Raw genomic sequence first — 24,512 nt, forward strand, 5'->3', positions numbered from 1 at the left:
ACAAGCTTGCCACTTTACGCTATTTCGGCGAGTTAAATAGAAAATTTGACAGCTTTTTGTATCTACGTAAGCCATCATTTGCGACAATAATCACTAGTTTATTGAATCAACCTACGTTTACTTATGAAAACCGAATTGAATCTTCACGGTAGAAGCCTCACGCTTCATCGTTTTCCTAAGCGTTCTAACGAAACGCTTCAAGCTTGGGATGCGGGTGATGAGTACCTGATCAATCACGTCGAAGAAATGGCATTACCCGACCATCAAAACATCGTTGTTATCAATGACAACTTTGGTGCCCTCGCTTGCTGGTTTTCTGAAAAACATCATGTCACTTTTATGAGCGATTCTTTCGTCTCTCACAAAGGCGCTCAAAAAAATCTTGAAGACAATCAATGTAATAAAGTGGCATTTCTGACCACAATGGACAGTATTCCTGCGAATACAGATCTTGTGTTAGTCCAGCTACCTAAAAGTAATCGTCATCTTGTTTGGATTTTGAGCCAACTTCGCAAAGTGCTTCCAACCGCTTGCCCTGTGATTGCTGTAAACAAAGCCAAAGAAATCCATACGTCTACATTAAAATTGTTCGAAAAATACCTTGGAGAGACTAAAACGTCACTGGCGTGGAAAAAGCATCGACTGGTCTTTTCTCAGGCCAATGCAGAACCAAGAATTGAAGTAGATCCAATCACGGCTTGGGGTGTCGAAGGAGAACACATTCAGCTTAAAAACCTGCCAAATGTCTATTCAGGAGAAAGCTTAGACTTAGGTGCGCGTTTTATGCTGCAACATATTCCTCAAGACGCCTCAATCAACCACATTATCGATTTGGGATGCGGTAACGGCGTCTTATCGGTAAAAGCAGGTCAACTCAATCCAAATGTAAGACTGACTTGCGTTGATGAAAGCTTCATGGCGCTTGAATCTGCCAAGCAGAACTTATTGGATAACTTGGGCGAAGGTCGCGACATTCAGTGCGTGGCCAATAACTGTTTGGATGGATTCAAACCTGACAGTTGCGATTTAATCATGTGTAACCCACCGTTCCATCAGCAACAAGCCATTACCGATCATATAGCATGGCAAATGTTCTGTGATGCAAAACAAATTTTGAACCAAAATGGCAAGTTACTCGTCATAGGAAACCGTCACCTCGGCTACGATGCCAAGTTGAAACGTCTGTTTGGCGATAAGAATGTGAAACTCATCGCTTCTAACAATAAGTTCGTGATTTTACAGGCAACAAAAAATCCTGCTAAATTAAGCGCAAAACAATAGAGCTCTCCGAGCAAAATGTTTACAAGGAACAATAAAATGAAAAAACTGTTACTCGCGGCTTCGGTTGCATTGCTTGCTGCATGTTCAGCGCCACAACAACCGCAACTGAACCTAATGCCTGAAAGCACCTTGAGCACCAATCCTATTGTACAAGGCAAAACATACAGCTTGACCAGCAAAGACGTGCGCGCAGCGCAGTACGTAGCTTTGGTTGATAACGGTCGTTCAAACATTCTACCACTTCATGCGAAACAAAACTTACGCATTGCATTAGAAGAAGCTTTAGAGAAACAGTTCTCATCTCAAGGTTTCCACTCTGATTTAAACAGCAACAACACAATTGAACTGAATGTTCAAGAAGCGCTAGTGAACGTCAAACATTCCGTGATGGAAAACCAAATGGATGCCAAAGTGATACTAGAGATCACAGCAGAAACACCACAAGGCAAATTGGTGAAAACCTATACAGGCACTGCAAAACGCTCTGGCACTTTAAGCGCTTCAGATTCTGATATTGAAGAAACACTGAATGATGTAGTGACGTTAACGCTTAAAGAAATTGCTAACGACCCTGAACTTCGTCAGTACATGCAGGAGCGTTTCTAATGTTACGCAAAGCGATTCTTTCTTTAGCATTACTTAGCTGCAGTGTTTGGGCAGGGCCAAAAGTGGCGTTTGAAACAACGTTAGGTTCATTTACCGTCGAGCTGAATGAAGAAAAAGCGCCAATCACAGTAGCTAACTTTCTGAAATATGTAGAAGACGGCAGCTACGAAGGTACGATTTTCCATCGTATTATCCCAGGATTCATGGCACAAGGTGGCGGCTTCAACCAAGACATGCAGATGGTGAAAACATACGCGCCAATCAAAAACGAAGGAAGTAATGGTCTGAACAATGACCGTGCAACCATCGCAATGGCACGCACCAATGCACCAGACTCTGCAACTCGCCAATTCTTCGTCAACCTCGTCGACAATGACTTCCTAAACTATGGCGCTCGCCCACCTGGTTATGCGGTATTTGGTGAGGTGACTGAAGGATTCGACGTTATCGAAAAAATGGCACAGCAGCCGACCACTACAGTAGGTCGAATGCGTGATGTACCAGAGACGCAAATCGTCATTACTAAAGCAACGCTACTCAAATAGCCAAACCCATAAGCCCTTTGAATATTCGAAGGGCTTTCTCGTTCCATGGCTTCATTTTATTGGATTGATTTATGTCTTCATTACCTTCCATCACTTGGTTGGAAACGGTAAAAAGTTACCTTGATAAGCGACTCATGTGGGTTTTCATGTTGGGCTGCTCTAGCGGCTTTCCATGGGTACTTATCGGCTCAAACATGTCTGGTTGGCTAAAAGACGCCGGCTTGACCCTTTCCGCAATCGGCTATTTTGGTAGTGTCTTTGCGGTCTATGCGATCAACTTTCTGTGGGCTCCCTTGGTCGACCGAGTGAAGTTACCGCTGTTGTATCCTCTGCTTGGACAAAGACGCAGTTGGATCTTTTTCTGTCAAAGCATTGTTCTGGTTGCCACATTATTCATTGCAGGGGTCAATCCTGCGGAAAATCTCATTTTCGCCTCTATGCTCGCCTTGTGTATTGCAACGGCATCGGCAACACAAGACATCGCCATCGACGCTTTCCGAATTGATACTTTTCCAAAATCGGAAGAATCTAAGTTGCCACAAGCTTCGGCTATGGCAGTCATCGGATGGTGGACAGGCTACTCATTGCCGGGATACTTGGCGTTTGTTAACGCCGATACTATCGGCTGGAACGGTGTGTATTACGGTATGGCAGCCGTTGTTGTGGTACTCATGGTGTTCACTTTGTTAGTGGGCGAACCAGTCACACAACGTGAAAAGCTCCAATCCGAAGCGGAACAAAGACACAAAGAAGTCGTCGGTTCAAAACTTGTGGCGTGGTTTACGGTCACCGTTGTTGAGCCTTTCCTCGATTTCTTCAACCGCAATGGTGTTCGCGTCGCGATAACCCTGTTGCTGTTTGTCTTCTTATTTAAGATTGGCGAAGCATTCCTGGGCCGCATGTCGATTGCTTTCTACAAAGACATTGGCTTTAGCAACGAACAAATTGGCTACTACTCGAAGTTGATCGGATGGGGAGCCACCATCTTCTTTACTCTCGTTGGCAGTATGTTCAATGTGAAGTTTGGTATCGTGCGCGGTTTGATGATTGGCGGCATTGCTATGTCAGCGAGTAACTTGATGTTTGCTTGGATAGCATCTGTTGGCCCTAACGAGCATCTGTATTTAGCAACCATCATCGTTGATAACTTTACGACGGCATTTTCTACCGTGGCCTTTGTCTCGTTTCTGACTCTATTAACCGGGCAAGCGTTCTCTGCCACTCAATATGCATTGCTTGCGTCGCTAGGAAACTTTGGACGAACCACACTAGCTTCATTCAGCGGTGAATTGGTTGACTACCTAAATGACTGGAGCACGTTTTTCATTCTCACGGCCGTAATGGTGATCCCGAGCTTGATCATGTTGTATTCACTGCGTCATTACTTTACGGATCTTTTGGAAAAAGCGCGGCATAAGCACTAACTACCGCAAATTTGCTCAAAAGTAAGAATAATAAACCACCGCACAATACGGTGGTTTTTTCTATACAAAACGCGGCATTCGAAGCTTACGGGTAAAGCCCTTTGCCGAACAAATTGAAGATTCGTGCAACACCTTGCGTGAAAATCATCGGCTCAGTGAGTACCGTTAAACACAAACAGTCTTCACCTTCCTGAGTAAAGGGGCTGTGTTTGACTGAGGCATCTCGTATCATCAAGTCGCCTTCTTCATACTGCCCGTCTTCATCGCTAAATCCACCATGCAGAACCAGTGTGGATTCCAACCCTCTGTGCGTGTGTTGTGGGATTTGTACATTTTCGCCGATGTACATCAGACTCACTCGAGCATCTTCACCCAAATCAATTTGTGCACTAAAAACCTTCCCACCGTAGCTTCGCCACGATCCCACCAAATCAGAAAAGCGCACTAACGTTTTTGGAAGCTCGAAGCTTTTACCTGCAACATTGACGAAAGCTGTATCTTGAATCACCACATTGTCGTTCACAGGTTCTGCGTTAATAATGTCGTTAAACATGTCATCAAACTCATGTGAATACTCTAATGGACTTTCACTCACTGTATTTGCTTGACTTGCTTCTACTTGGTTTACATACGCTCGGCACTTTGCGCACGTCTCTAAATGTGTGGCGACCACAAGACCAGAAACCGCATCAATGCTGCCCGAAGCGTATGCTTCTAACAAGTTGTTATCTGGATGTTTGTTCATAGTTGCTCCGTATGCATTGAGTGCCTTAACTTTTCTACTGCGAGTCTTAACCGAGACTTAACCGTACCTAGCGGTATGTCAAAAAGTTCCGCAACTTGCTGATGTGGCAGCTCTTCGAGATAAACCGCTTGCAATACGTCTCTCTGATTTTTAGGCAAAATATCAAGAAACTTCACCACCTGTTCCTTCAACATGTCTTGTTCTGGAGAATAATGGTCAACCAGATCTGGCGGATAATATTCCGATGGCCAAATGTCATCAGAATGGATGTGAAGCTCTTTACCCTTTTGTTTTCTGAGTAAGTCAAAACACAAGTTGCGGATAATCGTGTATATCCACGTCGATAACGCACTCTTCTTTCCATCGTAAAGATGAGCTTTTTGCCAGACCGTTGCCATGGTTTCTTGAACCATCTCCATAGCAACTTGCTCATTACCAACGTGCTTGTAGGCAAACTGTTTTAGCTTGGGTGCATAAAAACGGAATACGAACGCAAAAGCCTCTCTATCTTTGGCTTTTACCTTATCCATGTAAGCGTTCCATTCATTTCGCCCCAATTTTTGTGGGCTATCACTCATCATAATCAGCCTTTACTATAGGGAGGCTCTCACCTCCCTTCTTCCTTATCGGTGATGTCATCAACGAGAAGATTGAAGCCACCATTGTTTCCGTCATCAATAGCAACCACTTGGTAGACAACACCATTCATTAAGTCTACTGGTAGCGAATCAATCGCGACCGCGTCAGGGTTGCCCGCGACGGTGACAGTTACGTAGTAAGTGCCTACCGCAACATACAATCCTTTCGCACTTTCTTTATACGCAAAGTTTGTGATGGTTGGATCACTACACTCTATCCCTACTGACGTTTTGAGGTAGATATCAACCATCTCTGCTACTGGGTTGGTTGCCGCATGAGTCACGTTTAACGTCGCACTGGTTGCCACTGCGCGTCTCATGTCTTCAACAACCAGAGGTTCGATATCAATCGCTAGGCTAACAACACTGACTGCATAAACACTGTAATCCATTCCGCCCGCAACCATTAACCCGTCGACATCAATTATCGGATGACTCGTAGTGCCATCGACAAGATGCCCGACTCGAACTTAGCTTGGTTTCCTGTGATTTCAATTATAGAAGAGGAGGAATCATCAAGAACGAGCTGCTTAACTGGTAAAGAGCTACTTGAATCACCAGTATTAATAGCTGCAATGGTCAAATTGGAGTTAGCAGAAAGCACGACTGCACCCGAATCAAAAACAACGGAGTCGCCCACGGTTAATCGGACTTGATAGTCTCATGTTCGATTATGTCAGTGTCTGATGAACCACAAGCGGCTAAACCTAAAGCCATTGCCAATATTGCAGCGGCTCTGCTCAGACTCAGCTCAATCCTTTCATATCCTTGCCTCTTTGTTTGAAGGGGCTTCTATGGCTTCTGTCAGAAATTGCAACGCAGGAATACAGTCCTCTGCGCCAACGAGCTGTTCGAACAGATTGCAGTCTAAAGGAAGTAATTCAAGCCAGCGCTGGGTAACCCAAGCTGAGTCATCGTAAAAACGATGCTGGTAAAGGTTTCCAAGTTGCGGAAACTCTTCATAAATATGGGATAACTGCTGGCTTAAATAGAAAAAATCTGGTGAGTTGTCTGGATGTTGCCAATTATCCAACCAATCGACTTCGGCGTGTCGTAATCCATCAGCGTCAGCGCGTACACGTTTCACTGTAAAACGTTTTTCGCCGACGACGGTGATACCAAGAAGCCCATCACTAAGCGTTTCGAAATCAACCATCCTGACCAAAGTGCCGATCGAAGAAACATTTCCCACCACTTTTGGATCACCATCACTGCCCACAAGGCAAACACCAAACCCCACATTTTGCAAACTACACTCTTTCACCATGCGCTTATATCTAGGTTCAAAAATACGCAGATTCATCTTGCCTTCGGGTAGTACAACCGAGGTGAGCGGGAATAACATGACTTCTTTCATTCAAACGTCCTCTTTGGTTCTCCGATTCATACGAACGCCTTATTACTCGGATCACTAACGATTTGTGTTGGTTAATCGACTGGCTTAAAAAGTCATAAAATCGCTTACGCAAACGATCTAAATCACATATTTATTGCAAGTTGATGCAACAAACAAAAAGTTCCGTAAATAAAGACAAGTTCGTGACACACCTCACTAAAAACGTTCATTTTTGCACCCTTTATCACTTTCATTTGCGATTTTTATCGCTATTATTCCCGCCAATTGGAAAGCGCAGCACAGATTGCGTGTTCTGAATCATTACAAACATAGAGAGTCCCCTTATGCGTAAATCACTTTTAGCTCTTAGCCTTCTAGCGGCTACATCAGCTCCAGTATTAGCTGCAGATTACTCTGACGGCGATATCCACAAAAACGATTACAAGTGGATGCAATTTAACCTAATGGGTGCATTCAACGAACTTCCTGGTTTCCCTGATGGTTCGAACCACGACTACCTAGAAATGGAATTCGGCGGCCGCTCTGGTATTTTCGACCTTTACGGTTACGTTGACGTATTCAACCTAGCTTCTGACCCAGGCAGCGACAAATCTGGCAAAGAAAAAATCTTCATGAAGTTTGCTCCACGTATGTCTCTAGATGCTGTAACTGGTAAAGACTTGTCTTTCGGCCCAGTTCAAGAACTATACGTTTCTACTCTAATGGAGTGGGGCGGTGCTTCTGAAGTTAACTCACAAAAAATCGGTCTAGGTTCTGACGTGATGGTACCTTGGTTAGGTAAAATCGGTCTAAACCTATACGGTACTTACGATAGCAACAAGAAAGATTGGAACGGTTACCAAATCTCGACTAACTGGTTCAAACCATTCTACTTCTTCGAGAACGGTTCATTCATTTCTTACCAAGGTTACATCGACTGGCAATTTGGTATGAAAGATGAGTACTCTTCATCTAGTTACGGCGGTGCTATGTTCAACGGTATCTACTGGCACTCTGATCGCTTTGCTGTTGGTTACGGTCTAAAAGGCTACAAGAACATCTACGGTATCAAAGAAGTTAATGGTGTAGATTCAACTGGCTTCGGTCACTACATCGCAGTAACTTACAAGTTCTAATTGAACCGATAAGTTTCCTCAAAAATGGCGCCAATTGGCGCCATTTTTATTTGCTTTCCTCTCTCCCCTCATTATCCTTGCAGCAAACCTTTTTACTGAGAGCGTTTGGTGAATATTCTCATTTTAGGTCCGGGGGCCATTGGCTCACTGTGGGCAACAAAATTTCAGTTGGCAGGACACCAAGTATCAGTGTGGGGCAGAACGTCTGAGCCGCAACACTCCCTTACGCTTGATGACTCACCTGCAATGGAGTTTCCTAACCAACATATTCCCTCTTTACAACAAGCGGATTTGATTTTGGTTACGGTGAAAGCGTGGCAAGTGATCACTGCACTCAAACCTCTTATTGAGCACATTCATCACGATGCCATTGTTATGCTTATGCACAATGGTATGGGTACGGCCGAGCAGGTAGAAGAGATGCTATCCGGAAATCCCGTCGTTATCGCAACCACAACCCATGGTGCTTATAAGCCGAATAAAGAGCACGTAATGCACACGGGGCAAGGCATCACTCAAGTTGGCGGCTTTAATGCGTCTGGCGCTCATTGCCAGTTTTTGCAAGATGTTATGCAGCACGCTTTACCAGAAGTTGTTTGGAACCCAAACATCAATGCCGCGTTGTGGACCAAACTCGCCATAAACTGTGCAATCAACCCGCTTACAGCATTGCATCAATGTAAAAATGGCGACCTTGCACACGGTGATTTTCAAGACACCTTGAAAAACATCACGAAAGAACTTGTCGAAGTGATGAATAAGGAAGACATTGCGACGCAGTTCGACGTGCTTTTCGAGACCATAATGCAAGTGGTGCGGGCAACGTCTGAGAACTATTCTTCAATGAGGCAAGATGTGTTTCATCAGCGCCCGACCGAAATTGATTTTATCACTGGGTACTTGCTAAAAGCGGCAGAGAAACATCGCATCAATACACCTGAGAATTTAGAACTTTACCAACGCATCAAACAAATAGAACAAAGCTGGACAGAAGAATGAGTAAGAAAATCTTAGTGCCAATCGCTCCGGGCACCGAAGAAATGGAAGCCGTCACCGTTATCGACTTGATGGTTCGCGCGGGTTATGACGTTACAGTTGCAAGTGCTGCATTTGATGGTGCACTGACAATGAAAGCCTCTCGCGGTGTAACACTGACCGCGGATTGCAAGCTGGTTGATATTGCCGATGACGAGTTTGATGCGATTGTATTATCTGGCGGCGTGGGCGGCGCAGAAACTTTCCGTGATAGCACCATTATGATTGAAATCCTCAAACAGCACATGTACGAGGGTAAACTGGTGGCGGCAATTTGTGCAGCTCCGGCTTTGGTTCTACAACATCACAACCTATACCCAGATGCGTTGATGACATGTCATCCAAGCTTCCAATCTCATATTCCTGAAGACAAATGGCGAGCTAAACGTGTCACCATGGATGTGAATCACAACCTACTGACAAGTCAGGGACCAGGAACCGCACTTGAGTTCGCAATGGAAATCATTATCAAACTTTCCGGTAAAGAGCATGGATGGATGGTCGCAGAACCGCTAGTCACTATCCCAACACTGCATTATCACGAATTTGGTGAAGAGTAATGTTTGACGTAAACGCTGTACGCGAACAGTTCCCGGCCCTAAATCAAGACGTAAACCATTCGCCTTTAGTTTACCTTGATAGCGCAGCAACAACACAAAAGCCACAGTGCGTGATCGATGTGATTAGCCGTTACTACAGTGCACAAAATGCTAACGTGCATCGTGGTAGCCACAGTTTGACAGCAAACGCCACTAGCCAGTTTGAAGCCGCTCGCGAAGCCGTAGCAACGTTTATTGGTGCAAACAGCTCTAAAGAAATCATTTGGACGCGAGGCGCAACCGAAGCACTTAACTTAATTGCACAAACTTACGCTCGCAGCACCTTACAACCGGGCGATGAGATCTTAATTAGCGAGATGGAACACCACGCCAACATCGTGCCGTGGCAGATTGTAGCCGAACAAACTGGCGCGAAAATCATAAAAGTGCCAATGACGGCTGAATGCCAGTTTGACTTGCAGGCGTTTGAACAGAAGCTCTCTGAGCGATGCAAAATCGTCGCGTGCGCACAAATAACCAACGTAACAGGCACACGCCAACCTATCGAAAAGATCACCGAGCTAGCGCACAGCGTTGGTGCGGTAGTTGTAGTTGATGGCGCACAAGGCATCGTGCATGAGCAGCTAGATTTATCGGCATCAGATATCGATTTTTACGTTTTCTCAGGTCACAAGCTGTATGCGCCAGCAGGTATTGGCGTTCTATACGGCAAACTAGAGTTGTTAGAAGCTATGCCACCATGGCACGGCGGCGGCAAAATGGTTGAACGCGTTTCTTTCGAGAAAACGACCTTTTCAGCACTTCCTGGCAAATTTGAAGCGGGAACACCAAACGTAGCGGGCGCGATTGCTTTAGCGAAAGCCATTGAGTGGTACCAAGGTTTTGACCATCACGAAGTCGAGGATCATCTCCATGCGCTTCAGGATAAGGCCTACCAAGCACTAAACGCGTTGGATGACATCCATATTCTAGGCTATCAACCGAATGCCTCTGTACTGACGTTCGTAATGGACGGCGTTCATCACCAAGACATGGCGACGCTGCTCGATCAACAAGGCATTGCGGTACGAGCAGGACACCATTGCGCTCACCCATTGATGGATGCGCTAAACGTCAAAGGAACGGTACGCGTTTCTTTTGGTATTTATAACACGGCAGAAGATGTGGATAGGCTCATCGCCGCCGTAGAGAAAGCCGTCGACATGTTATAACGCCCACCTTTCGACTTGGAGTAACCAACAAGGTTACTCCATCTGCCTATCCAGAGTCGCCACGCAATTTCTGCCATTTCTTTTCGCAGCATAAAGCGCTTTATCTGCATGCGCATACAAGCGTTTGGTGGTTTCATTTCTGCCTATTTTGACCACGCCTACACTCACCGTGACCGGAATTTCAATCTTTTCAAATTCAAACTGGCAATTTTGAATATGGGAACGTACTTCCTCTCCCACTTCTTTCGCCGCCGATAGAGAGGTTTCTGGCAGGATAATCGCAAACTCCTCCCCTCCGACTCTTGCAAAAATCTCGTCTTTAACCAACAAGTGAGAAACCAAATCGGCTAATGTCTCTAAGACATAATCTCCCGCATCGTGGCCACGTTTATCATTGATAACTTTAAAAAAATCCAAATCAAACAATAATAGAGCAGATTGGTAGTCAGGAGTTTGGGATTTAATGACTTCTTCTGTGAGCTTTTCGAAAAAAACACGTCGATTGTAGATGTTTGTGAGAGCGTCAATTTGGCTTTGGTGGCGAAGAAGGGTTTCGACTCGGTGGCGGTTGGAAATGTTGCGGGTAAGAATGAGAACAACGCGACGACCTTGATAGTTTATAGTGAGCGGACAGATTTTCCCTTCGTAATAGAGGTCGCCTTTTGGCCCACTGTTCGCATCTATTCCCTGAATGCTGTCGGCGCACATCTTGTACTCGATCGTCACAATACTGTCTTGATTGAGTGACCGATTGATCTGTTCGATAAACCAGTCGGCTTGCTCTTTCTCAAGTACGCTGTGCAGTGTCTTACCTATCAAATTGCTTCCATCGTGATAGGCTTTTTTGTCTGTTCCTCCAAAAACATCAATATAGATACCATCTTCACTCAAAATAAAAGTGGGGTCAGGCATTCCGGATAACACGTCTTGCGCATGTTCCAAGGTGAATTGCATACAGGGAGGTTCCTAGCGTTTGTATCTAAGTAACCCAATCGCCTCCAAATGTGTTTCAACATTGGGGAATAGAAGCGAATGGGGCATATGTCTATTATCTAATATAGACAAATTTTAAATACAATTGAGTCTATAAAAACCAAGTGGGCAATATAATGAATCTGGATCAATAGAAAGGTCAATTAAAGTCAAAATAGTCGACTATTTGCATATTTTTTATTCACACGCGAAAAACGTCTCAACTCAGATACAAAAAACGCCAAACAGCTAAGCTATTCGGCGTTTTTTAAAAATTGGGGAAATGGCTCATTACACGGCAGTGTGCTTAATCTGCTCAACAATAGCTTTCAGGCCATTACCACGTGATGGGCTTAAATGCGCGATGAGTCCCAGTTGCTCAAAATAAGCATCAATGTCAAACGCTTGAATTTGATCGGCCGTTTTACCGTCATAAGCCGCCATCACCAACGCAATTAATCCGCGTACAATACGCGCATCGGAGTCTGCACAAAAATGCCACACGCCATTTTGCGCTTGGCTCACTAACCACACCAAGCTTTCGCAACCCGATACTGTAACTTGTTCTGATTTCAGCTCTTCTGGCATTTGTGGCAGCTTTTTACCCCACTGAATGACCTGACGGTAACGATCTTCCCAGCCTTTAAATTGCTGCATCGTTGCGACAATATCTTCGCTGGTGATTTCTGTTCCAAATGGAGATGCAGGAAAATCGATCATAATGTGCCCTTCTGTTTGATGCTTTTTGGCTGAACTACTTCTTGTGTTTTTGAATCAGCTTCTCAACAATTCGCGATACCGCAACAAAGCCAAACGTCGCGGTTACAACAGTTGCCGCACCAAATCCGCTAGCACAATCCATGCGTTTTGGACCTTCCGCTGTCGACTTCACACCGCACACTGAACCGTCTGCTTGAGGATACTTCAGCTGCTCGGTTGAAAACACGCAATCAATACCAAACTTACGAGCCGGATTCTTAGGGAAGTTATGATGACGACGCAAAGTGTCTTTGATTTTCTTCGCTAAAGGATCTTGAATCGTTTTCGTTAAATCAGCGACCATGATCTGCGTTGGATCGACCTGACCACCAGCGCCACCCGTGGTAATCACTTTGATCTTGTTGCTGCGGCAATACGCCAGCAAAGACGCCTTCGCTTTTACGCTGTCAATCGCATCCAACACGTAATCAAACTCTTTACTTAAGTACTCATGTTGATTGTCTGGCGTAATGAAATCATCAATCAGATTAACTTTACACTCCGGGTTGATCAACTTGACGCGCTCGGCCATCACTTCAATTTTACTTTGACCAACGGTACCCGTCATCGCATGAATTTGGCGGTTAATATTCGTGACACAAACATCGTCCATATCAATCAGAGTCAGCTCACCGATCCCCGTACGAGCCAGCGCTTCCACCGCCCATGAACCTACACCACCAATACCAATCACACAAACGTGTGCAGCGCGAAGAATGTCCACTTCACTATTGCCATAAAGACGACGTGTGCCGCCAAAGCGTTGGTTGTAACTGTCAGATGCAGGGGTATCGAGTTCACGCATATTGAAGTCCAGATGATCGATAGAAAAACAAAGAGTGCGATTTATACGCACTCTTTGATGAAATGTCTAGATAAGAGGGGGTTCCTCTTTCTTGGATGGCTATTGTAGCTTTTCTGGCGGCAAAGCCCAAGGCGCTTGAGTTGGTGAGTTTTCCAACCCAAGTTTCCACACTCGACCAAAATGCTTGTAATGCCCAGCTTCTGTCCCTGCTCTCGCACCAATGCCATGATACAGATCCAAATGGTTTTGTTTTACCGCACCACCTGTGTCTAACACGATCAGCATGCGCAATTGGTGAGCGCCGCTCCACGTACCATTGGCATTCAACAACGGCACTTCCGCCAAGATTGGCGTGCCCATTGGTAAGATAGAACGATCGCCCGCGACAGCGGCCATTGGCAACAACGGAATACCAGCCGAGCCTGTTACAGGCGCTTCCGCTTTTGGTGCAAAGAAAACGTAAGAAGGATTTTGCTCCAACAGCTCGCGCACTGTCGCATCGTCGTTGTCCATCACCCACTCTTTAATCGCTTTGAGGGACATTTTTTCACGCGGCACTTCACCACGTTCAATCAAAATGCGGCCAATGCTGACGTAAGCTTTGTTGTTTTTCCCTGCGTACGCAAAGTATTCCAACGTATCATCATCTTCAAAATGCACATAGCCACTGCCCTGCACTTCCATCATAAACGGGTCAATACGATTTGGCGCATAACCAAGCACTAAACCTTGGCCATCTAATGCCCCATTGTAGATCTCCGCGCGAGTCGGACAATCTGATGTGCAGTTCGGCTTACCGTAAACTGGGTACTTAAAAATGTCGTTTGGTGTATGACGAAGCTCCATCACGGGAGAAAAGTATCCGGTAAACAACACATTACCTTTTTTATCACCACCACCCAATTGCGCAGCTTGAATGCCAAACGCACTCAGCGCGCTGGTGTCTCCACTTTGCTGCGCCCACTCACTCAATCTTTGGTAAAGCGGTTGGTAAATCTTCGCCATGGATGGTGACTTCATCACCACTTGCTCAGCTTGCTTATTAAACTCAGTAAAATCGCGTGGTTTGTTGGACTCAACTACATCCACTTTATTTAGGATCTGAGGGAACTCACCATCGAGATATTGCTGAGCGCGATCATTTTGTTGAGCACAACCAAATAGCAGACTCAAAGAAATAATAGGAAGGAGTTTTTTTAACACGTGATTTTTCCGTAAAAAAGAATAGCAAAAGGATGGCAAACAAATGCAAACGACGCAATTGAAAAGCGACGACAAAATGTTTCAACACTAAGCCAATCCGTTTACTTGTTGTTAAATCATCCATTTCGGGACGAACAACATGATAACAGGAGAATATTTACGAAATTGTCCAGACAATGTCTGAACTGATGTGGATATCAAAAAGATAGGAATGTTGAGCACTCGCGCAATGGCGAATGCTCAAATAGAAAACACAATATTTAACGAACGGCGATGCCAGCGTGCCCTTCAAGACGAAAGACCGGAAGATAGTGCGCCCGCGCATCCAACTTCATTTCTGTATGTTGTTTTCCGACAAAATCAAAATGGCGTACGGTCGAACCGACTTTGTATGAGAACGAATCGCCATCAAACTCAAAATCGGTTGCAATGGTCGAGCCATTAACGGTCACGCCCCTTTCACTAAGCACAAACTCTTCCCTCGAGTAAGGCGCTACATCTTGCTCAACCCAGCGGCCATAAATTATTGATTTAGAGATGGGAGGGTTAATGTACCGAGTGATCAAATCGCCATACAGCATACAAACAATGACCGTACCCAGCACTGCCATTAGCATGAGAGAACGTTCCGCCCACTTGCGAAGTGACGATTTTGTGGATGAATTAGACTCGTTTTGAGCAGTGATCGCAGCATTCTTATTTACAACTGAAGACATGAGGTTCACTTATTTGAAATAGACGCGCGTATTGTAACCTCCATAACCAAACTGGACAAAGCACCGTACTCCAGATGTTTGTGCTTTATTCCAAAAAATTGCCTTGCCATTAATTGAATAAAAAGACATTATTTAAGCATAAATAAACACAAGGAATGGCTGTAGTGAAAATTCGTAGTACCGCTCTCGTAAAAGGATTCCGCCAATCAACCCCTTACGTCAACGCTCACCGTGGGAAGACCATGGTGATCATGCTGGGAGGTGAAGCGGTCGCTCATAATAATTTTGGCAATATAATCAATGATATTGCTTTGATGCACAGTTTAGGCATCAAAGTCGTTGTCGTTTATGGCGCTCGTCCGCAAATCAATCAATTACTTGAAAAACAAGACCTTACTACGCCATACCACAAAAACATCCGAATTACCGACGAAGCGGCACTATCGGTAGTTATGCAAGCTGCTGGGCAGCTTCAACTAGCCATTACCGCACGCCTTTCAATGAGCTTAAACAACACCCCGATGGCTGGCACACAACTGAATGTAGTCAGTGGCAACTTTGTCATTGCACAGCCACTTGGCGTAGATGACGGTGTCGATTACTGCCACAGTGGACGCATTCGCCGCATTGACACCGACGCGATTAATCGCACGCTCGACCAAGGCTCCATTGTGCTACTTGGCCCCATTGCGAGCTCCGTGACTGGCGAATGTTTTAACTTACTTTCTGAAGAAGTCGCGACGCAACTGGCGATCAAATTAGGCGCAGACAAACTGATTGGTTTCTGCTCAGAACAAGGCGTGATTGACGACAATGGCAATGCCGTCGCAGAGTTGCTGCCTATCGAGGCAGAGCACGTCATCAAAACGCTTTCAGAAAACCACGCTTCAGATTCCGATTACAACACGGGCACTTTGCGTTTCCTCAAAGGTTCCATCGCCGCTTGTCGCGCTGGCGTCCCACGTAGCCATCTCATCAGCTACAAAGTAGATGGGGCTTTGATTCAGGAGTTGTTCTCGTTTGACGGTATCGGAACTCAAGTCGTCATGGCAAGCGCAGAGCAAGTTCGTCAAGCTGGTATTGATGACATCGGCGGCATTTTGGAATTGATTCATCCATTAGAAGAACAAGGCATTTTGGTCAGGCGTTCGAGAGAACAGCTAGAGCAAGAGATTGGTAAATTCACCATCATTGAAAAAGATGGCTTAATCATCGGATGCGCGGCTTTATACCCATATTCTGAAGAACGAAAAGCTGAAATGGCCTGTGTTGCTATTCACCCAGACTATCGGGATGGCAACCGAGGTTTGTTGCTGCTGAACTACATGAAGCATCGTTCAAAATCAGAAAACATCAACCAGATTTTTGTCCTTACCACCCACAGTCTACATTGGTTTAGAGAGCAAGGATTCTACGAAGTTGGAGTCGATTACTTGCCAGGAGCCAAACAAGGGCTGTACAACTTTCAGCGTAAGTCCAAAATCTTAGCGTTAGACTTATAAACAAACTCAACATGATTAACAGATGCGTTCTGAATCCTCAATCCGAGGTTTGGAACGCCATGCTCCGACTCTCTCAACAATAAAGCCATGAATCATAAGCAGTAATACCATTAATTTAGATATGCAAAGCATTACATTGATTTTAGTTCCATTTTTACCTTTTCAATATACACACTGTTGGCTATACTCTGCGCGCTAGTGATTGGTTTTTAACCAATGCAAATGGATCTAGGTGATGATACGTAGCCTTCACCCTAAAATGCTGGGCAGTCGATAACTAGTTAGCCCGCATTGCACACCAAGGACAGTTGTTAATCTGACTTTCAATAAGCCGAGACGAGCACTGTTATGAGAACAATCATTTGTAATTCGCTTCAAAGTTTCTGGGATATGGCTGACAATCAGTTTTTAGAAGGCCTAGATGTTCACTGTGTTTTTCCGGTGAATGACGCCATTCGAGACTTTATCCTTACTTATCAACAGCAATACAAAATACGCAGCGTGTCATTTACCGATGCCTTTGCACAACGTACATAAAAGAAAACCGAGCTTATGGCTCGGTTTTCTTTTATGTACGTAATCAATTCAAAACAAAATCATAACCAACAAAGATGCAAAAATAGTGACTACGATAAAGATTAAAATAGTCCAGTACACCACTCCAATATTTATGAACCACTTTGGGCAAACTCTACGAATATCTGTTAGCTTTCTTTTTTTTGCCAACTTGGGAAATGCAACTGCGGCAACAAGAGCTAATCCATGTATTAAGGCCCCAAAGTGAAATCCAGAAACTAAAGCAAGCTCAACTTCTGTATAGTGCTCACTAGTATACGCATAGCGCTTTACTTTTTTCGGCGTGATAGCAATAAGTAAAACACCTACTATCAGGTACCAAAAAACTAACAAAGCACCTGCAACAAAAAATGTAATAAAAGAAACTTCTAATAACTGCAAACTTCACCGACCTTGGTCTTACCAACTAAGTCTATATCGCTATATAATTCTTTGTATTTATCAGCAACAACTTTACCAGACGCATAACTAGCACTGGCAGAGACAACCCCTAAAGCGATAGCACCTATCCAACCAACAGGAGTAGCCATAACGACCAGAGAGATAACGGCCCCGCCAGCTAAACCAACAACTGTACTTGCTGCAGTTTCCACCAATATTTCATTTTTCTTTGCGTTAGAATCTGCTCGAGCTATCTGATCACAGGCAATACCAATATTAACTGCAGTCAATACAGTGCCACCTTTAGCTGCTACTTTTGATAACTTTGCTAATCTCTCTGTATTCTTCTGAAGTGCTGCTGTAGTCATAACCCCGCCGTTTTTAGATATTCTCATAGCCTCTCGAGCTTTCTTACCATTAAAGAGAAGCTTCTCAGTTGGCCCAAGATTTTTTGCTACATTCTCTAACAGTTTTTTCCTACGGTAATCATACTGCCCTTTCGAAAACGTTCCCGATTTATAATCTCGATATAAACCATCAAGCTTTTTTAGCTCTGCGACATTTCCTTTTTCACTATCTCCTAATAAAGCTCCCATGGACGCAAAAGTAGCACCAATACCTGCGCTCGCAGGCCCCCAATTGTCATCAAGCCAAGAAAGAGCCCAAAATGCTTCCTTTTCGTTTTGCGACATAGATTTCATCGTTGATTCAAATTGCGCTTGATCATGAGCTGAAATGATAGTTTTAGAAAAAAATTCAGATTGCTTGGCATCTGAAGAATTCAACTTTCTCAAGTAAATAGATTGACCAGATTTAATCGAATTGGGGTCTGAAATTTTAGGGTTGTCTTTTTTTATTTGAGCAAGAGCAAAATTATAGCCATCGGTTTCAAACTTAAAATGATAAAACTTCCATATAATTCTCGTAAGAGTATCACCAGGCTTAACACTGTATATATAGCTATATCTATTAACGCTGTTAAAGTAAGTTGTATTCATTTCATTCAAATCCTTATGCCTATAAGTGCGCATAATATTAACGTTTCAGATTCAAAAACATCAATTGAAATGACTTTTCCTTCAGAAAGAGAATGTTAAAACACAACTCATCACCAAGTTTGACATGTAACAAAGGTAAAACTGACTCTAAACTAAGTCCATAATCAGTTAGTAAGCCGCTGTACTAATCCACTCGCGCGAGTAGTTTTCACTTTAATGCCTCGCTTCAGAACATTGAGCTCGGCGTAAAGAGCTAAACGCTTTTTCGCGCGGGTAATGCCTGTGTAAATCAACTCACGGGTTAATATCGGGCTAAAGTCTGGTGGCAAAATCATCAGGGTGTAATCAAATTCACTGCCTTGCGATTTATGGATGGTCATGGCGTAAGCCGTTTCATGTTCAGGTACTCGGCTTGGCAAGACCGATTTCACACTGCCGTCAGGTAACTCGAAAAAGACTTTCAAACGCGGTTCTTCTTCACTGTCATCTCGCATGCAAATACCAATATCACCGTTATACAAACCTAAACCGTGATCATTACGCGTAACCATGACAGGTCTGCCGTGATACCAAATTTCATCCTGAACTTGAATGAACTTGCGCGCCGCGAGCGCTTTCTCGATGCGTTGGTTTAGCCCAGCCACACCAAAGTCACCTTCACGAATTGCGCACAGCAGTCGGCATTGGTTGAAGGTATCTAACACCGCTTTGGCTTTATGAGTTAGCGACTCTGGCTCTCCGGTTTTAGGATCGATTTCCTGTTGTCCAATGCGTTTGAGGTAACGACCGTATTCCTGCACCAACGTCTGCATCATTTGGTTGTAATGTTGACTACTTAGTGCGAAATGTTCGATATCGGAAAAGTCACGCGCCCAGACGTTATCTACGCTCGCAGCAGAACCGGAGTTAACCGCTTTTGCCAACTGACCAATGCCTGAGCGAGCGTCAAATCGGTAGCTCTTTTGCAGCATACATAAACTATCAGCAATGCTAGATGCACTGTTACCTGTATGGGCTAAAGTATCGAAACCCGTCAGTTTTGCGATGGCTGACGCCTGCTCTTTGCCATAGCCCAATGCGTGGAACGAACAGATATCACCCAACACAGCCCCTGCTTCAACTGAAGCAAGTTGGTCTTTATCACCGAGCAAAATCAGCCGCGCATGTTTCGGTAAGGCATCGACCACTTTGTACATCATTGGCAAATCGACCATCGACGCTTCGTCGATAACTAAAATATCCAAATGCAGTGGATTCTGCTTGTTGTGACGAAATTCTGCGCTGTTAGGGATCGCGCCCAGCAAGCGATGCAAGGTGCTCGATTCAGTCGGAATTTTGGCTTTTAGCTCTGGAGAAACCGGCAGCTCTTGCACCGCTTTACCAATGGATTCGGTTAATCGCGCCGCCGCTTTCCCCGTCGGGGCCACCAGCTTGATGGTTAGATTTTTCTCGTGCGTCGCCTGTTCAATCAAAGCAGCAAGCAATTTGGTTACTGTCGTCGTTTTACCCGTACCAGGGCCACCAGAAATCACAGCAAATCGACGAGTTAACGCAACCGCCGCCGCGACTTTTTGCCAGTTCACACAAGCTGAGAGTGGTACGAGTTCATCCAGTGTTTGCATATCTTGAACCTTGCGCGCATTGCTAAGCACGGAATCAATGGCGTGCCAATCCAACGATTCGCTTGCGACCACATCAAGGTGGTCACACACCAATTGCTGGCGCAACACTTGGTTGCTGCTTCCCGCTTCGACTGCTTTGCCCAACGCGTTAAACAGGAAATGGTATTGGCGTGCAAACAAATGGTTGAGCAACTCGGATAATCGCGAAAACTCTTGCGCTTGCAAGTTAACTGCGGCGCCCAACTGATTAAGCTTTTCCGCCAGTGTCACTTCATAATGCCAATAGCGGTGCAGATACAGACGCTCGCCATCGAACATCAGCGGCAAGGCTTCTCCTTGCGCGCCGACCAAGCTGGAATTTTGTAATACTTGAATCCAGTCTATGCCTTGAAGCTGAGTATTAAGCGCCAATGCCGACTCACCAAACAGCCCTAACTTACTAGCCAAATCCGTAGATTGCCCTTGTGCATCGAACAGAGGCAAACAGATATGTCCTTTACCAAGCTCACTACTGACAACACCCGCGATAAACGCCAATGCTTGACTGTCCGACGGTTCATCATGCGTTTGAGAATCAATAAAACAGGCGAATTGGTAGTCGAGCTGACGAATAGCACCTTTGTACGCCAAGCGTTCCAACACTACCAATAGGCTATCTTGGCCAGAATGAAGATTGTGATTTGTCGTCATTAAAGTAGCTCCATCTGCCCGGCTTGAGTTGAGCGCGTTTCAAGTGCTTGACCATCAATCAAACGATCCATCTCTTGTAAGAAGTCTAAGGTTGGTTTCGCGGCAAAAATGCCGTGGTCGCTCTGCCCATCCATGCCGCGCAAGAACAAGTAATACACGCCACCGAAGTGATGATCATATTGATAATTCGCCAATCGGCTGCGTAGGAAACGATGCAGTGCTAACGCATAAATCTGATACTGCAAATCGTAGCGGTGATCCGCCATGGCCGATTTCAGAGCTTCACCATGGTAGCTCGTTACATCGTCGCCAAGATGATTCGATTTCCAGTCAAGCACGTAGTATTTACCTTGATGTTCAAACACCAAGTCGATAAAACCTTTGAGCATACCTTGCACGGTTTGGAAACCTAAATCCCCCGCTTTCGCCGACAACGGATCGTGACGTTGAATGACTCGGTTTAACGCCGGCGCAGACAACACTTCAATCGGCAGCAAAAATTCCATCTCCACCAAACGTTGCGACGGTGCTTTTTGATTCAGCAGCAAAGACTTACCATCCAACGGCGTTGCGAGTACGGTATCAATCAATTGCTGTAAAATGGGCAACCACTCTTCATCGAGCTGTTCGCTTTCCATCAAGCCAAGGATGATTTGTGTATTCTCTTCCGTCGTGGCTGGCTGAGTAAATTCAATTTCCTCAAACAAGCTGTGCAGGAACGTCCCCGGACGCGCACCACGAGGGAAGGTAAAAATAGAGCGCTCTGGCTCCAATAAATCCGCTTCGTCTTGCTCTTCAGATGAGTCGATATCAAAACCCATAATCTCAATCGTGGCATCATGCTCGGCGTGATGAGAGCCTTGCTTGACCAAGCCAGAATAACTGGTGATGCGCCAGTTTCTGTCGATAGGGTTTTGCAGCTCTTTCGCGCTAAGATCGTGTATTTCTTCTTGTGGCGCTACGTACTTGTCTTCGAGTTGCTGCGGCGGATCGGCCACAACGACACAATCAAGCTCGTCTTGTTGCTTTGTTAAACCTTGGTGCAAATCGTTAATGCCACCTTCTTGACCATTCTGAATCAAATAGCCAATCGCACTGCGGTGTACGCCAGTTGGCTCTTTGGTCGAACGACCATTACGCAAAGGCGAGGCTCCAATAAAACACGCATACACAGCACGCGTTAGTGCCACGTATATCAAGCGTAAGTCTTCCGCCAAACGCTCTTTATCCGCTTGCTTCATAGACGCATCGTTGCCGGTGATATCCAGTACCGTGCGGTCATTGGCTGCATCGTAATATTTGGCTTCACTGGCTTCTCGATAGCTGAACACAAACGGCAGAAATACGAGGTCATACTCCAAGCCTTTTGATTTGTGAATAGTTACGATCTGCACTAAGTTACGTTCCGATTCTAAACGTTGGATTTGGTCATCACTGCCACCCAAACCGTTTTCCGCATCACTGATAGACTGAGCGAGCCAACGCAGCAGACCGTGATCGCTATCCAGTTCATTACTGGCTTGTTGAAGCAGTTCACCGATGTGCATTAAATCGGTAAGTACTCGCTCACCATTCTCACCCTGTGAACTCGCGCCTTCTTCTAGTAATCGCTCGGCAATATGGCGTTTGCTGATCACCGCGCGCAGCATCGGCAGCACACCACGCTGAACCCAAAGCTTGCGATATTCTTTGAATTCGTTTACGGCGTTTTCCCACACCACTTCATCGTTATTAAGCGCATCCAAACTTGCTGCATCGAGGGCAAACAGCTCAGAGGCAAGACTTGCACGCAGTGCACGGTCATTTTCTGGAGTCAGCACCGCTTGCAGCAAACGCTGTAAATCCTGCGCCACTGAACTGGTAAACACACTGTCTCGGTTAGACAGGTACACGCTGGCAATACCTTGGTCTGCTAGCGCTTGTTTGATCATCCGACCTTCGCTACCTGTTCGAACCAACACTGCGATATCGCCCGCTTGAACCGCTTTCTGTTTTTCGCCATTCACCAGACACGCTTGCCCCTGTTGAGCCTGCGTCAAAATGGTTTGGATTTGGCTTGCGGTCGCCTCTGCCATTCGAGTCAAATACTCGCCTTTTGGTAGCGGTTTATCGTCCGCTTCTTGCAACCAATAAGTCAGCGCGGGTTGCTTTTGGCCACCCATAGTCCAAATGCGTTTTTCGGCATTGGGACTGTACTTAACGGGTAAGAACGGAATATCCGAATCATAGATAAATGGACTGTCTGGCAAAGCAAATACTTGGTTTACCGCCTGCACCATATCTGCGCTAGAACGCCAGTTGGTTCCTAACGTGTAGTGGGCACTTACTTGGTTACGCGCTTTGATATAGGTGAAAATGTCTGCGCCACGAAAGCCATAAATCGCCTGCTTGGGGTCACCGATCATAAACAAACCACATTCCGGGTTGTTCAGATAAATACGGCTGAAAATACTGTATTGAAGCGGGTCGGTATCTTGAAACTCGTCAATCATTGCGACAGGGTACAAAGTACGAATACGCGCCGCTAAAAGCTCGCTTTCGTCCGTATCGATAGAAGCAGAAAGTTGCGTCAGCAAATCATCGAAAGAGAGCCACTGTTTTTGATTTTTCGCGTTGGCCAGCATCACACGACAATGCTCAATCGCATGCGCAAGCAGTGGCGCTTTTAAGCTGATTGGATTGGCAAGAAATGTTTCAATGGCTTCAAATACCGCATGCTGCGGCGCACTGCCTTTCGGTGTTTTTTCCAACAAGACGTTTTGCGCGAATTTCTCCAGCTTGTCTGGATAATCGTAACCTGTAGTTTCCGTTGCCGCCCAAGCGTTTACCGCCTCCAACCACGTCGGCAGAGACTTTTTGGTGTAGCTGCGTTTGTTAATATCTGAATCTGAAATCAGCGTTAAGAAGTCATCTTGGCTTTCTCGCCACTGTGCTTTTAATTCATCAATTTTTTTCAAATTTTCAGTATGAAGATCAGCCAAACTGCCTTTCATTGCAGGAACAGAAAGGCTTAACGGCGCACCGGTTAAGTAATTGCTAATGTCAGACAACAACACAGATGGAGAGCTCCATAGCTGGCGAATTTCTCCAGCCAAGGTAAATGGCAACGGGTAGAAATTTCGGCGCCAGTAATCGGCTACAACTTGCGCTTTTAGGTGACTTTCATCGGTCACAAACTCGTTATTAAATCGGCTGCCAGATTCAAACGCATTTTGCGTTAGCATACGTTGGCAAAAACCGTGAATGGTGTAGACCGCCGCCTCGTCCATCTGACGCTCTGCCTGCAATAAAATTTCTGCGGCTTGCTTGTGATCGTCAAACTCATTAAGCAAAGGTTGGATCACCGGATCGGAACTCTGTCCACGCGCAAACGCGATTCGCGCATCATGGATTCTTGCCCTGATACGATCGCGTAATTCCGCAGTTGCCGCTTCGGTAAAGGTTACAACCAGAATTTGGTCGACCGTAAGCGGTACGCGATGTCGAGTTTCCGCGCTGCCATGACCAAGCAAAAGACGCAGATATAAACCTGCAATAGTGAAGGTTTTACCTGTACCTGCTGATGCCTCGATTAACCTCGCACCATGCAGAGGAAACGTCATCGGTTCTAGTGGCGTTGGTTGAGGCTGCTCTGTGCGGTCTAACGTATGTAGAGGGCACTCTGCACCTGACATTTGATCCATAACGCTGAATCTCTCCGGATTATTTACTAGGACGTATCACCTAATAAATGTGATCTATAGTTAAAAATTCTATTAATATGTTTAACAA

General features: G+C 45.3%; 22 protein-coding genes and 1 pseudogene. 10 read left to right on the forward strand and 13 right to left on the reverse strand.

The annotated features are described in order from the left end of the window. The first annotated feature begins 123 nt into the window (after window positions 1–123). The 4 genes from NL646_RS13580 to NL646_RS13595 all read left to right on the forward strand — a co-directional run bounded on the left by NL646_RS13580 (window position 124) and on the right by NL646_RS13595 (window position 3,856). Window positions 124–1,281, forward strand: coding sequence for a methyltransferase (locus tag NL646_RS13580; protein ID WP_023584118.1), 1,158 nt, complete (start codon window positions 124–126; stop codon window positions 1,279–1,281). A 36-nt stretch (window positions 1,282–1,317) separates the two neighbouring features. Then, window positions 1,318–1,887, forward strand: a complete 570-nt coding sequence (locus tag NL646_RS13585; protein WP_253664330.1) for a YajG family lipoprotein — start codon at window positions 1,318–1,320, stop codon at window positions 1,885–1,887. Continuing rightward, window positions 1,887–2,432 (forward strand): peptidylprolyl isomerase, encoded by a 546-nt coding sequence (locus NL646_RS13590; protein ID WP_017447752.1) that lies wholly within the window; start codon window positions 1,887–1,889, stop codon window positions 2,430–2,432. The genes NL646_RS13585 and NL646_RS13590 overlap by 1 nt, the downstream gene beginning before the upstream one ends. A 71-nt stretch (window positions 2,433–2,503) precedes the next feature. Further along, window positions 2,504–3,856 (forward strand): MFS transporter, encoded by a 1,353-nt coding sequence (locus NL646_RS13595; protein ID WP_025578600.1) that lies wholly within the window; start codon window positions 2,504–2,506, stop codon window positions 3,854–3,856. An 85-nt stretch (window positions 3,857–3,941) separates the two neighbouring features. Here NL646_RS13595 and NL646_RS13600 read toward each other — a convergent pair whose 3' ends face one another. The 4 genes and pseudogenes from NL646_RS13600 to NL646_RS13615 form a co-directional block, all read right to left on the reverse strand. Beyond that, window positions 3,942–4,601 carry a ChrR family anti-sigma-E factor gene (locus NL646_RS13600; protein ID WP_021822483.1) on the reverse strand — a complete coding sequence of 220 codons (660 nt, stop codon included), beginning with the start codon at window positions 4,599–4,601 and terminating at the stop codon, window positions 3,942–3,944. Beyond that, on the reverse strand, window positions 4,598–5,182 hold the full coding sequence (locus NL646_RS13605) for an RNA polymerase sigma factor (protein ID WP_005456530.1): 585 nt from the start codon (window positions 5,180–5,182) through the stop codon (window positions 4,598–4,600). The genes NL646_RS13600 and NL646_RS13605 overlap by 4 nt, the downstream gene beginning before the upstream one ends. Before the next feature lie 26 nt (window positions 5,183–5,208). Beyond that, a pseudogene (locus NL646_RS23440) lies at window positions 5,209–5,900 on the reverse strand (2-dehydropantoate 2-reductase); the annotation flags it as partial. Window positions 5,901–5,999: 99 nt separating this feature from the next. Further along, window positions 6,000–6,596 carry an LON peptidase substrate-binding domain-containing protein gene (locus tag NL646_RS13615; protein ID WP_025559358.1) on the reverse strand — a complete coding sequence of 199 codons (597 nt, stop codon included), beginning with the start codon at window positions 6,594–6,596 and terminating at the stop codon, window positions 6,000–6,002. Window positions 6,597–6,919: 323 nt separating this feature from the next. On the opposite strand from NL646_RS13615, the gene NL646_RS13620 reads away from it, so the two are divergent. From NL646_RS13620 to csdA, 4 genes are all read left to right on the forward strand, one after another. After that, window positions 6,920–7,711, forward strand: a complete 792-nt coding sequence (locus NL646_RS13620; protein ID WP_021449946.1) for an outer membrane protein OmpK — start codon at window positions 6,920–6,922, stop codon at window positions 7,709–7,711. A 108-nt stretch (window positions 7,712–7,819) separates the two neighbouring features. Continuing rightward, window positions 7,820–8,710: a 2-dehydropantoate 2-reductase gene (gene panE / locus NL646_RS13625; RefSeq protein WP_180761091.1), complete on the forward strand. Its 891-nt coding sequence runs from the start codon at window positions 7,820–7,822 to the stop codon at window positions 8,708–8,710. Then, complete coding sequence (locus NL646_RS13630) at window positions 8,707–9,306, forward strand: DJ-1 family glyoxalase III (protein ID WP_025501548.1); 600 nt, start codon at window positions 8,707–8,709, stop codon at window positions 9,304–9,306. The genes panE and NL646_RS13630 overlap by 4 nt, the downstream gene beginning before the upstream one ends. Continuing rightward, the gene (gene csdA / locus NL646_RS13635) at window positions 9,306–10,517 is read left to right on the forward strand and encodes a cysteine desulfurase CsdA (protein WP_029831775.1); all 1,212 of its coding nucleotides are present in this window, start codon (window positions 9,306–9,308) and stop codon (window positions 10,515–10,517) included. Before NL646_RS13630 ends, csdA begins: the two co-directional genes overlap by 1 nt. Window positions 10,518–10,550: 33 nt before the next feature. On the opposite strand, the gene NL646_RS13640 is transcribed toward csdA, so the two are convergent. The 5 genes from NL646_RS13640 to NL646_RS13660 form a co-directional block, all read right to left on the reverse strand. Further along, entirely contained in the window at window positions 10,551–11,471 is a 921-nt protein-coding gene (locus tag NL646_RS13640) for a sensor domain-containing diguanylate cyclase (RefSeq protein WP_005456666.1), read from the reverse strand. 309 nt (window positions 11,472–11,780) lie between these two features. Next, a complete protein-coding gene (gene csdE, locus NL646_RS13645; RefSeq protein WP_025501545.1) occupies window positions 11,781–12,209 on the reverse strand; it encodes a cysteine desulfurase sulfur acceptor subunit CsdE in 429 nt (142 codons plus the stop codon). Between the two features lie 34 nt (window positions 12,210–12,243). After that, the gene (gene tcdA / locus NL646_RS13650; RefSeq protein ID WP_005484934.1) at window positions 12,244–13,053 is read right to left on the reverse strand and encodes a tRNA cyclic N6-threonylcarbamoyladenosine(37) synthase TcdA; all 810 of its coding nucleotides are present in this window, start codon (window positions 13,051–13,053) and stop codon (window positions 12,244–12,246) included. A 99-nt stretch (window positions 13,054–13,152) separates the two neighbouring features. Then, window positions 13,153–14,256, reverse strand: coding sequence for a murein transglycosylase A (gene mltA, locus NL646_RS13655; RefSeq protein WP_078534407.1), 1,104 nt, complete (start codon window positions 14,254–14,256; stop codon window positions 13,153–13,155). A gap of 260 nt (window positions 14,257–14,516) precedes the next feature. Continuing rightward, the gene (locus NL646_RS13660) at window positions 14,517–14,972 is read right to left on the reverse strand and encodes a DUF2850 domain-containing protein (RefSeq protein WP_005456510.1); all 456 of its coding nucleotides are present in this window, start codon (window positions 14,970–14,972) and stop codon (window positions 14,517–14,519) included. Between the two features lie 164 nt (window positions 14,973–15,136). On the opposite strand from NL646_RS13660, the gene argA reads away from it, so the two are divergent. Then, the gene (argA, locus tag NL646_RS13665) at window positions 15,137–16,474 is read left to right on the forward strand and encodes an amino-acid N-acetyltransferase (protein ID WP_005482311.1); all 1,338 of its coding nucleotides are present in this window, start codon (window positions 15,137–15,139) and stop codon (window positions 16,472–16,474) included. Between the two features lie 348 nt (window positions 16,475–16,822). Then, on the forward strand, window positions 16,823–17,011 hold the full coding sequence (locus NL646_RS13670) for a hypothetical protein (protein WP_011106047.1): 189 nt from the start codon (window positions 16,823–16,825) through the stop codon (window positions 17,009–17,011). A gap of 48 nt (window positions 17,012–17,059) precedes the next feature. Here NL646_RS13670 and NL646_RS13675 read toward each other — a convergent pair whose 3' ends face one another. The 4 genes from NL646_RS13675 to recB all read right to left on the reverse strand — a co-directional run bounded on the left by NL646_RS13675 (window position 17,060) and on the right by recB (window position 24,415). Continuing rightward, on the reverse strand, window positions 17,060–17,431 hold the full coding sequence (locus tag NL646_RS13675) for a hypothetical protein (RefSeq protein WP_238813307.1): 372 nt from the start codon (window positions 17,429–17,431) through the stop codon (window positions 17,060–17,062). Then, window positions 17,419–18,429, reverse strand: a complete 1,011-nt coding sequence (locus NL646_RS13680) for a LysM domain-containing protein (protein WP_253664332.1) — start codon at window positions 18,427–18,429, stop codon at window positions 17,419–17,421. The genes NL646_RS13675 and NL646_RS13680 overlap by 13 nt, the downstream gene beginning before the upstream one ends. Before the next feature lie 164 nt (window positions 18,430–18,593). Further along, entirely contained in the window at window positions 18,594–20,741 is a 2,148-nt protein-coding gene (gene recD / locus NL646_RS13685) for an exodeoxyribonuclease V subunit alpha (protein ID WP_029848737.1), read from the reverse strand. Then, complete coding sequence (gene recB, locus NL646_RS13690; protein ID WP_253664373.1) at window positions 20,741–24,415, reverse strand: exodeoxyribonuclease V subunit beta; 3,675 nt, start codon at window positions 24,413–24,415, stop codon at window positions 20,741–20,743. The genes recD and recB overlap by 1 nt, the downstream gene beginning before the upstream one ends. Window positions 24,416–24,512: the final 97 nt, after the last annotated feature.

This window comes from Vibrio sp. Y20_XG_PY13 (assembly GCF_024181925.1).
GTDB classification, from domain to species: Bacteria; Pseudomonadota; Gammaproteobacteria; order Enterobacterales; family Vibrionaceae; genus Vibrio; species Vibrio parahaemolyticus.

Bases quoted from the DNA above. Each gene is read 5' to 3' on its own strand.
- NL646_RS13580 (WP_023584118.1), top strand. From the start codon at position 124: ATGAAAACCGAATTGAATCTTCACGGTAGAAGCCTCACGCTTCATCGT.
- NL646_RS13585 (WP_253664330.1), top strand. From the start codon at position 1,318: ATGAAAAAACTGTTACTCGCGGCTTCGGTTGCATTGCTTGCTGCATGT.
- NL646_RS13590 (WP_017447752.1), top strand. From the start codon at position 1,887: ATGTTACGCAAAGCGATTCTTTCTTTAGCATTACTTAGCTGCAGTGTT.
- NL646_RS13595 (WP_025578600.1), top strand. From the start codon at position 2,504: ATGTCTTCATTACCTTCCATCACTTGGTTGGAAACGGTAAAAAGTTAC.
- NL646_RS13600 (WP_021822483.1), bottom strand. From the start codon at position 4,601: ATGAACAAACATCCAGATAACAACTTGTTAGAAGCATACGCTTCGGGC.
- NL646_RS13605 (WP_005456530.1), bottom strand. From the start codon at position 5,182: ATGATGAGTGATAGCCCACAAAAATTGGGGCGAAATGAATGGAACGCT.
- NL646_RS13615 (WP_025559358.1), bottom strand. From the start codon at position 6,596: ATGAAAGAAGTCATGTTATTCCCGCTCACCTCGGTTGTACTACCCGAA.
- NL646_RS13620 (WP_021449946.1), top strand. From the start codon at position 6,920: ATGCGTAAATCACTTTTAGCTCTTAGCCTTCTAGCGGCTACATCAGCT.
- NL646_RS13630 (WP_025501548.1), top strand. From the start codon at position 8,707: ATGAGTAAGAAAATCTTAGTGCCAATCGCTCCGGGCACCGAAGAAATG.
- csdA (WP_029831775.1), top strand. From the start codon at position 9,306: ATGTTTGACGTAAACGCTGTACGCGAACAGTTCCCGGCCCTAAATCAA.
- NL646_RS13640 (WP_005456666.1), bottom strand. From the start codon at position 11,471: ATGCAATTCACCTTGGAACATGCGCAAGACGTGTTATCCGGAATGCCT.
- csdE (WP_025501545.1), bottom strand. From the start codon at position 12,209: ATGATCGATTTTCCTGCATCTCCATTTGGAACAGAAATCACCAGCGAA.
- tcdA (WP_005484934.1), bottom strand. From the start codon at position 13,053: ATGCGTGAACTCGATACCCCTGCATCTGACAGTTACAACCAACGCTTT.
- NL646_RS13660 (WP_005456510.1), bottom strand. From the start codon at position 14,972: ATGTCTTCAGTTGTAAATAAGAATGCTGCGATCACTGCTCAAAACGAG.
- NL646_RS13670 (WP_011106047.1), top strand. From the start codon at position 16,823: ATGAGAACAATCATTTGTAATTCGCTTCAAAGTTTCTGGGATATGGCT.
- NL646_RS13680 (WP_253664332.1), bottom strand. From the start codon at position 18,429: ATGAATACAACTTACTTTAACAGCGTTAATAGATATAGCTATATATAC.
- recD (WP_029848737.1), bottom strand. From the start codon at position 20,741: ATGACGACAAATCACAATCTTCATTCTGGCCAAGATAGCCTATTGGTA.
- recB (WP_253664373.1), bottom strand. From the start codon at position 24,415: ATGTCAGGTGCAGAGTGCCCTCTACATACGTTAGACCGCACAGAGCAG.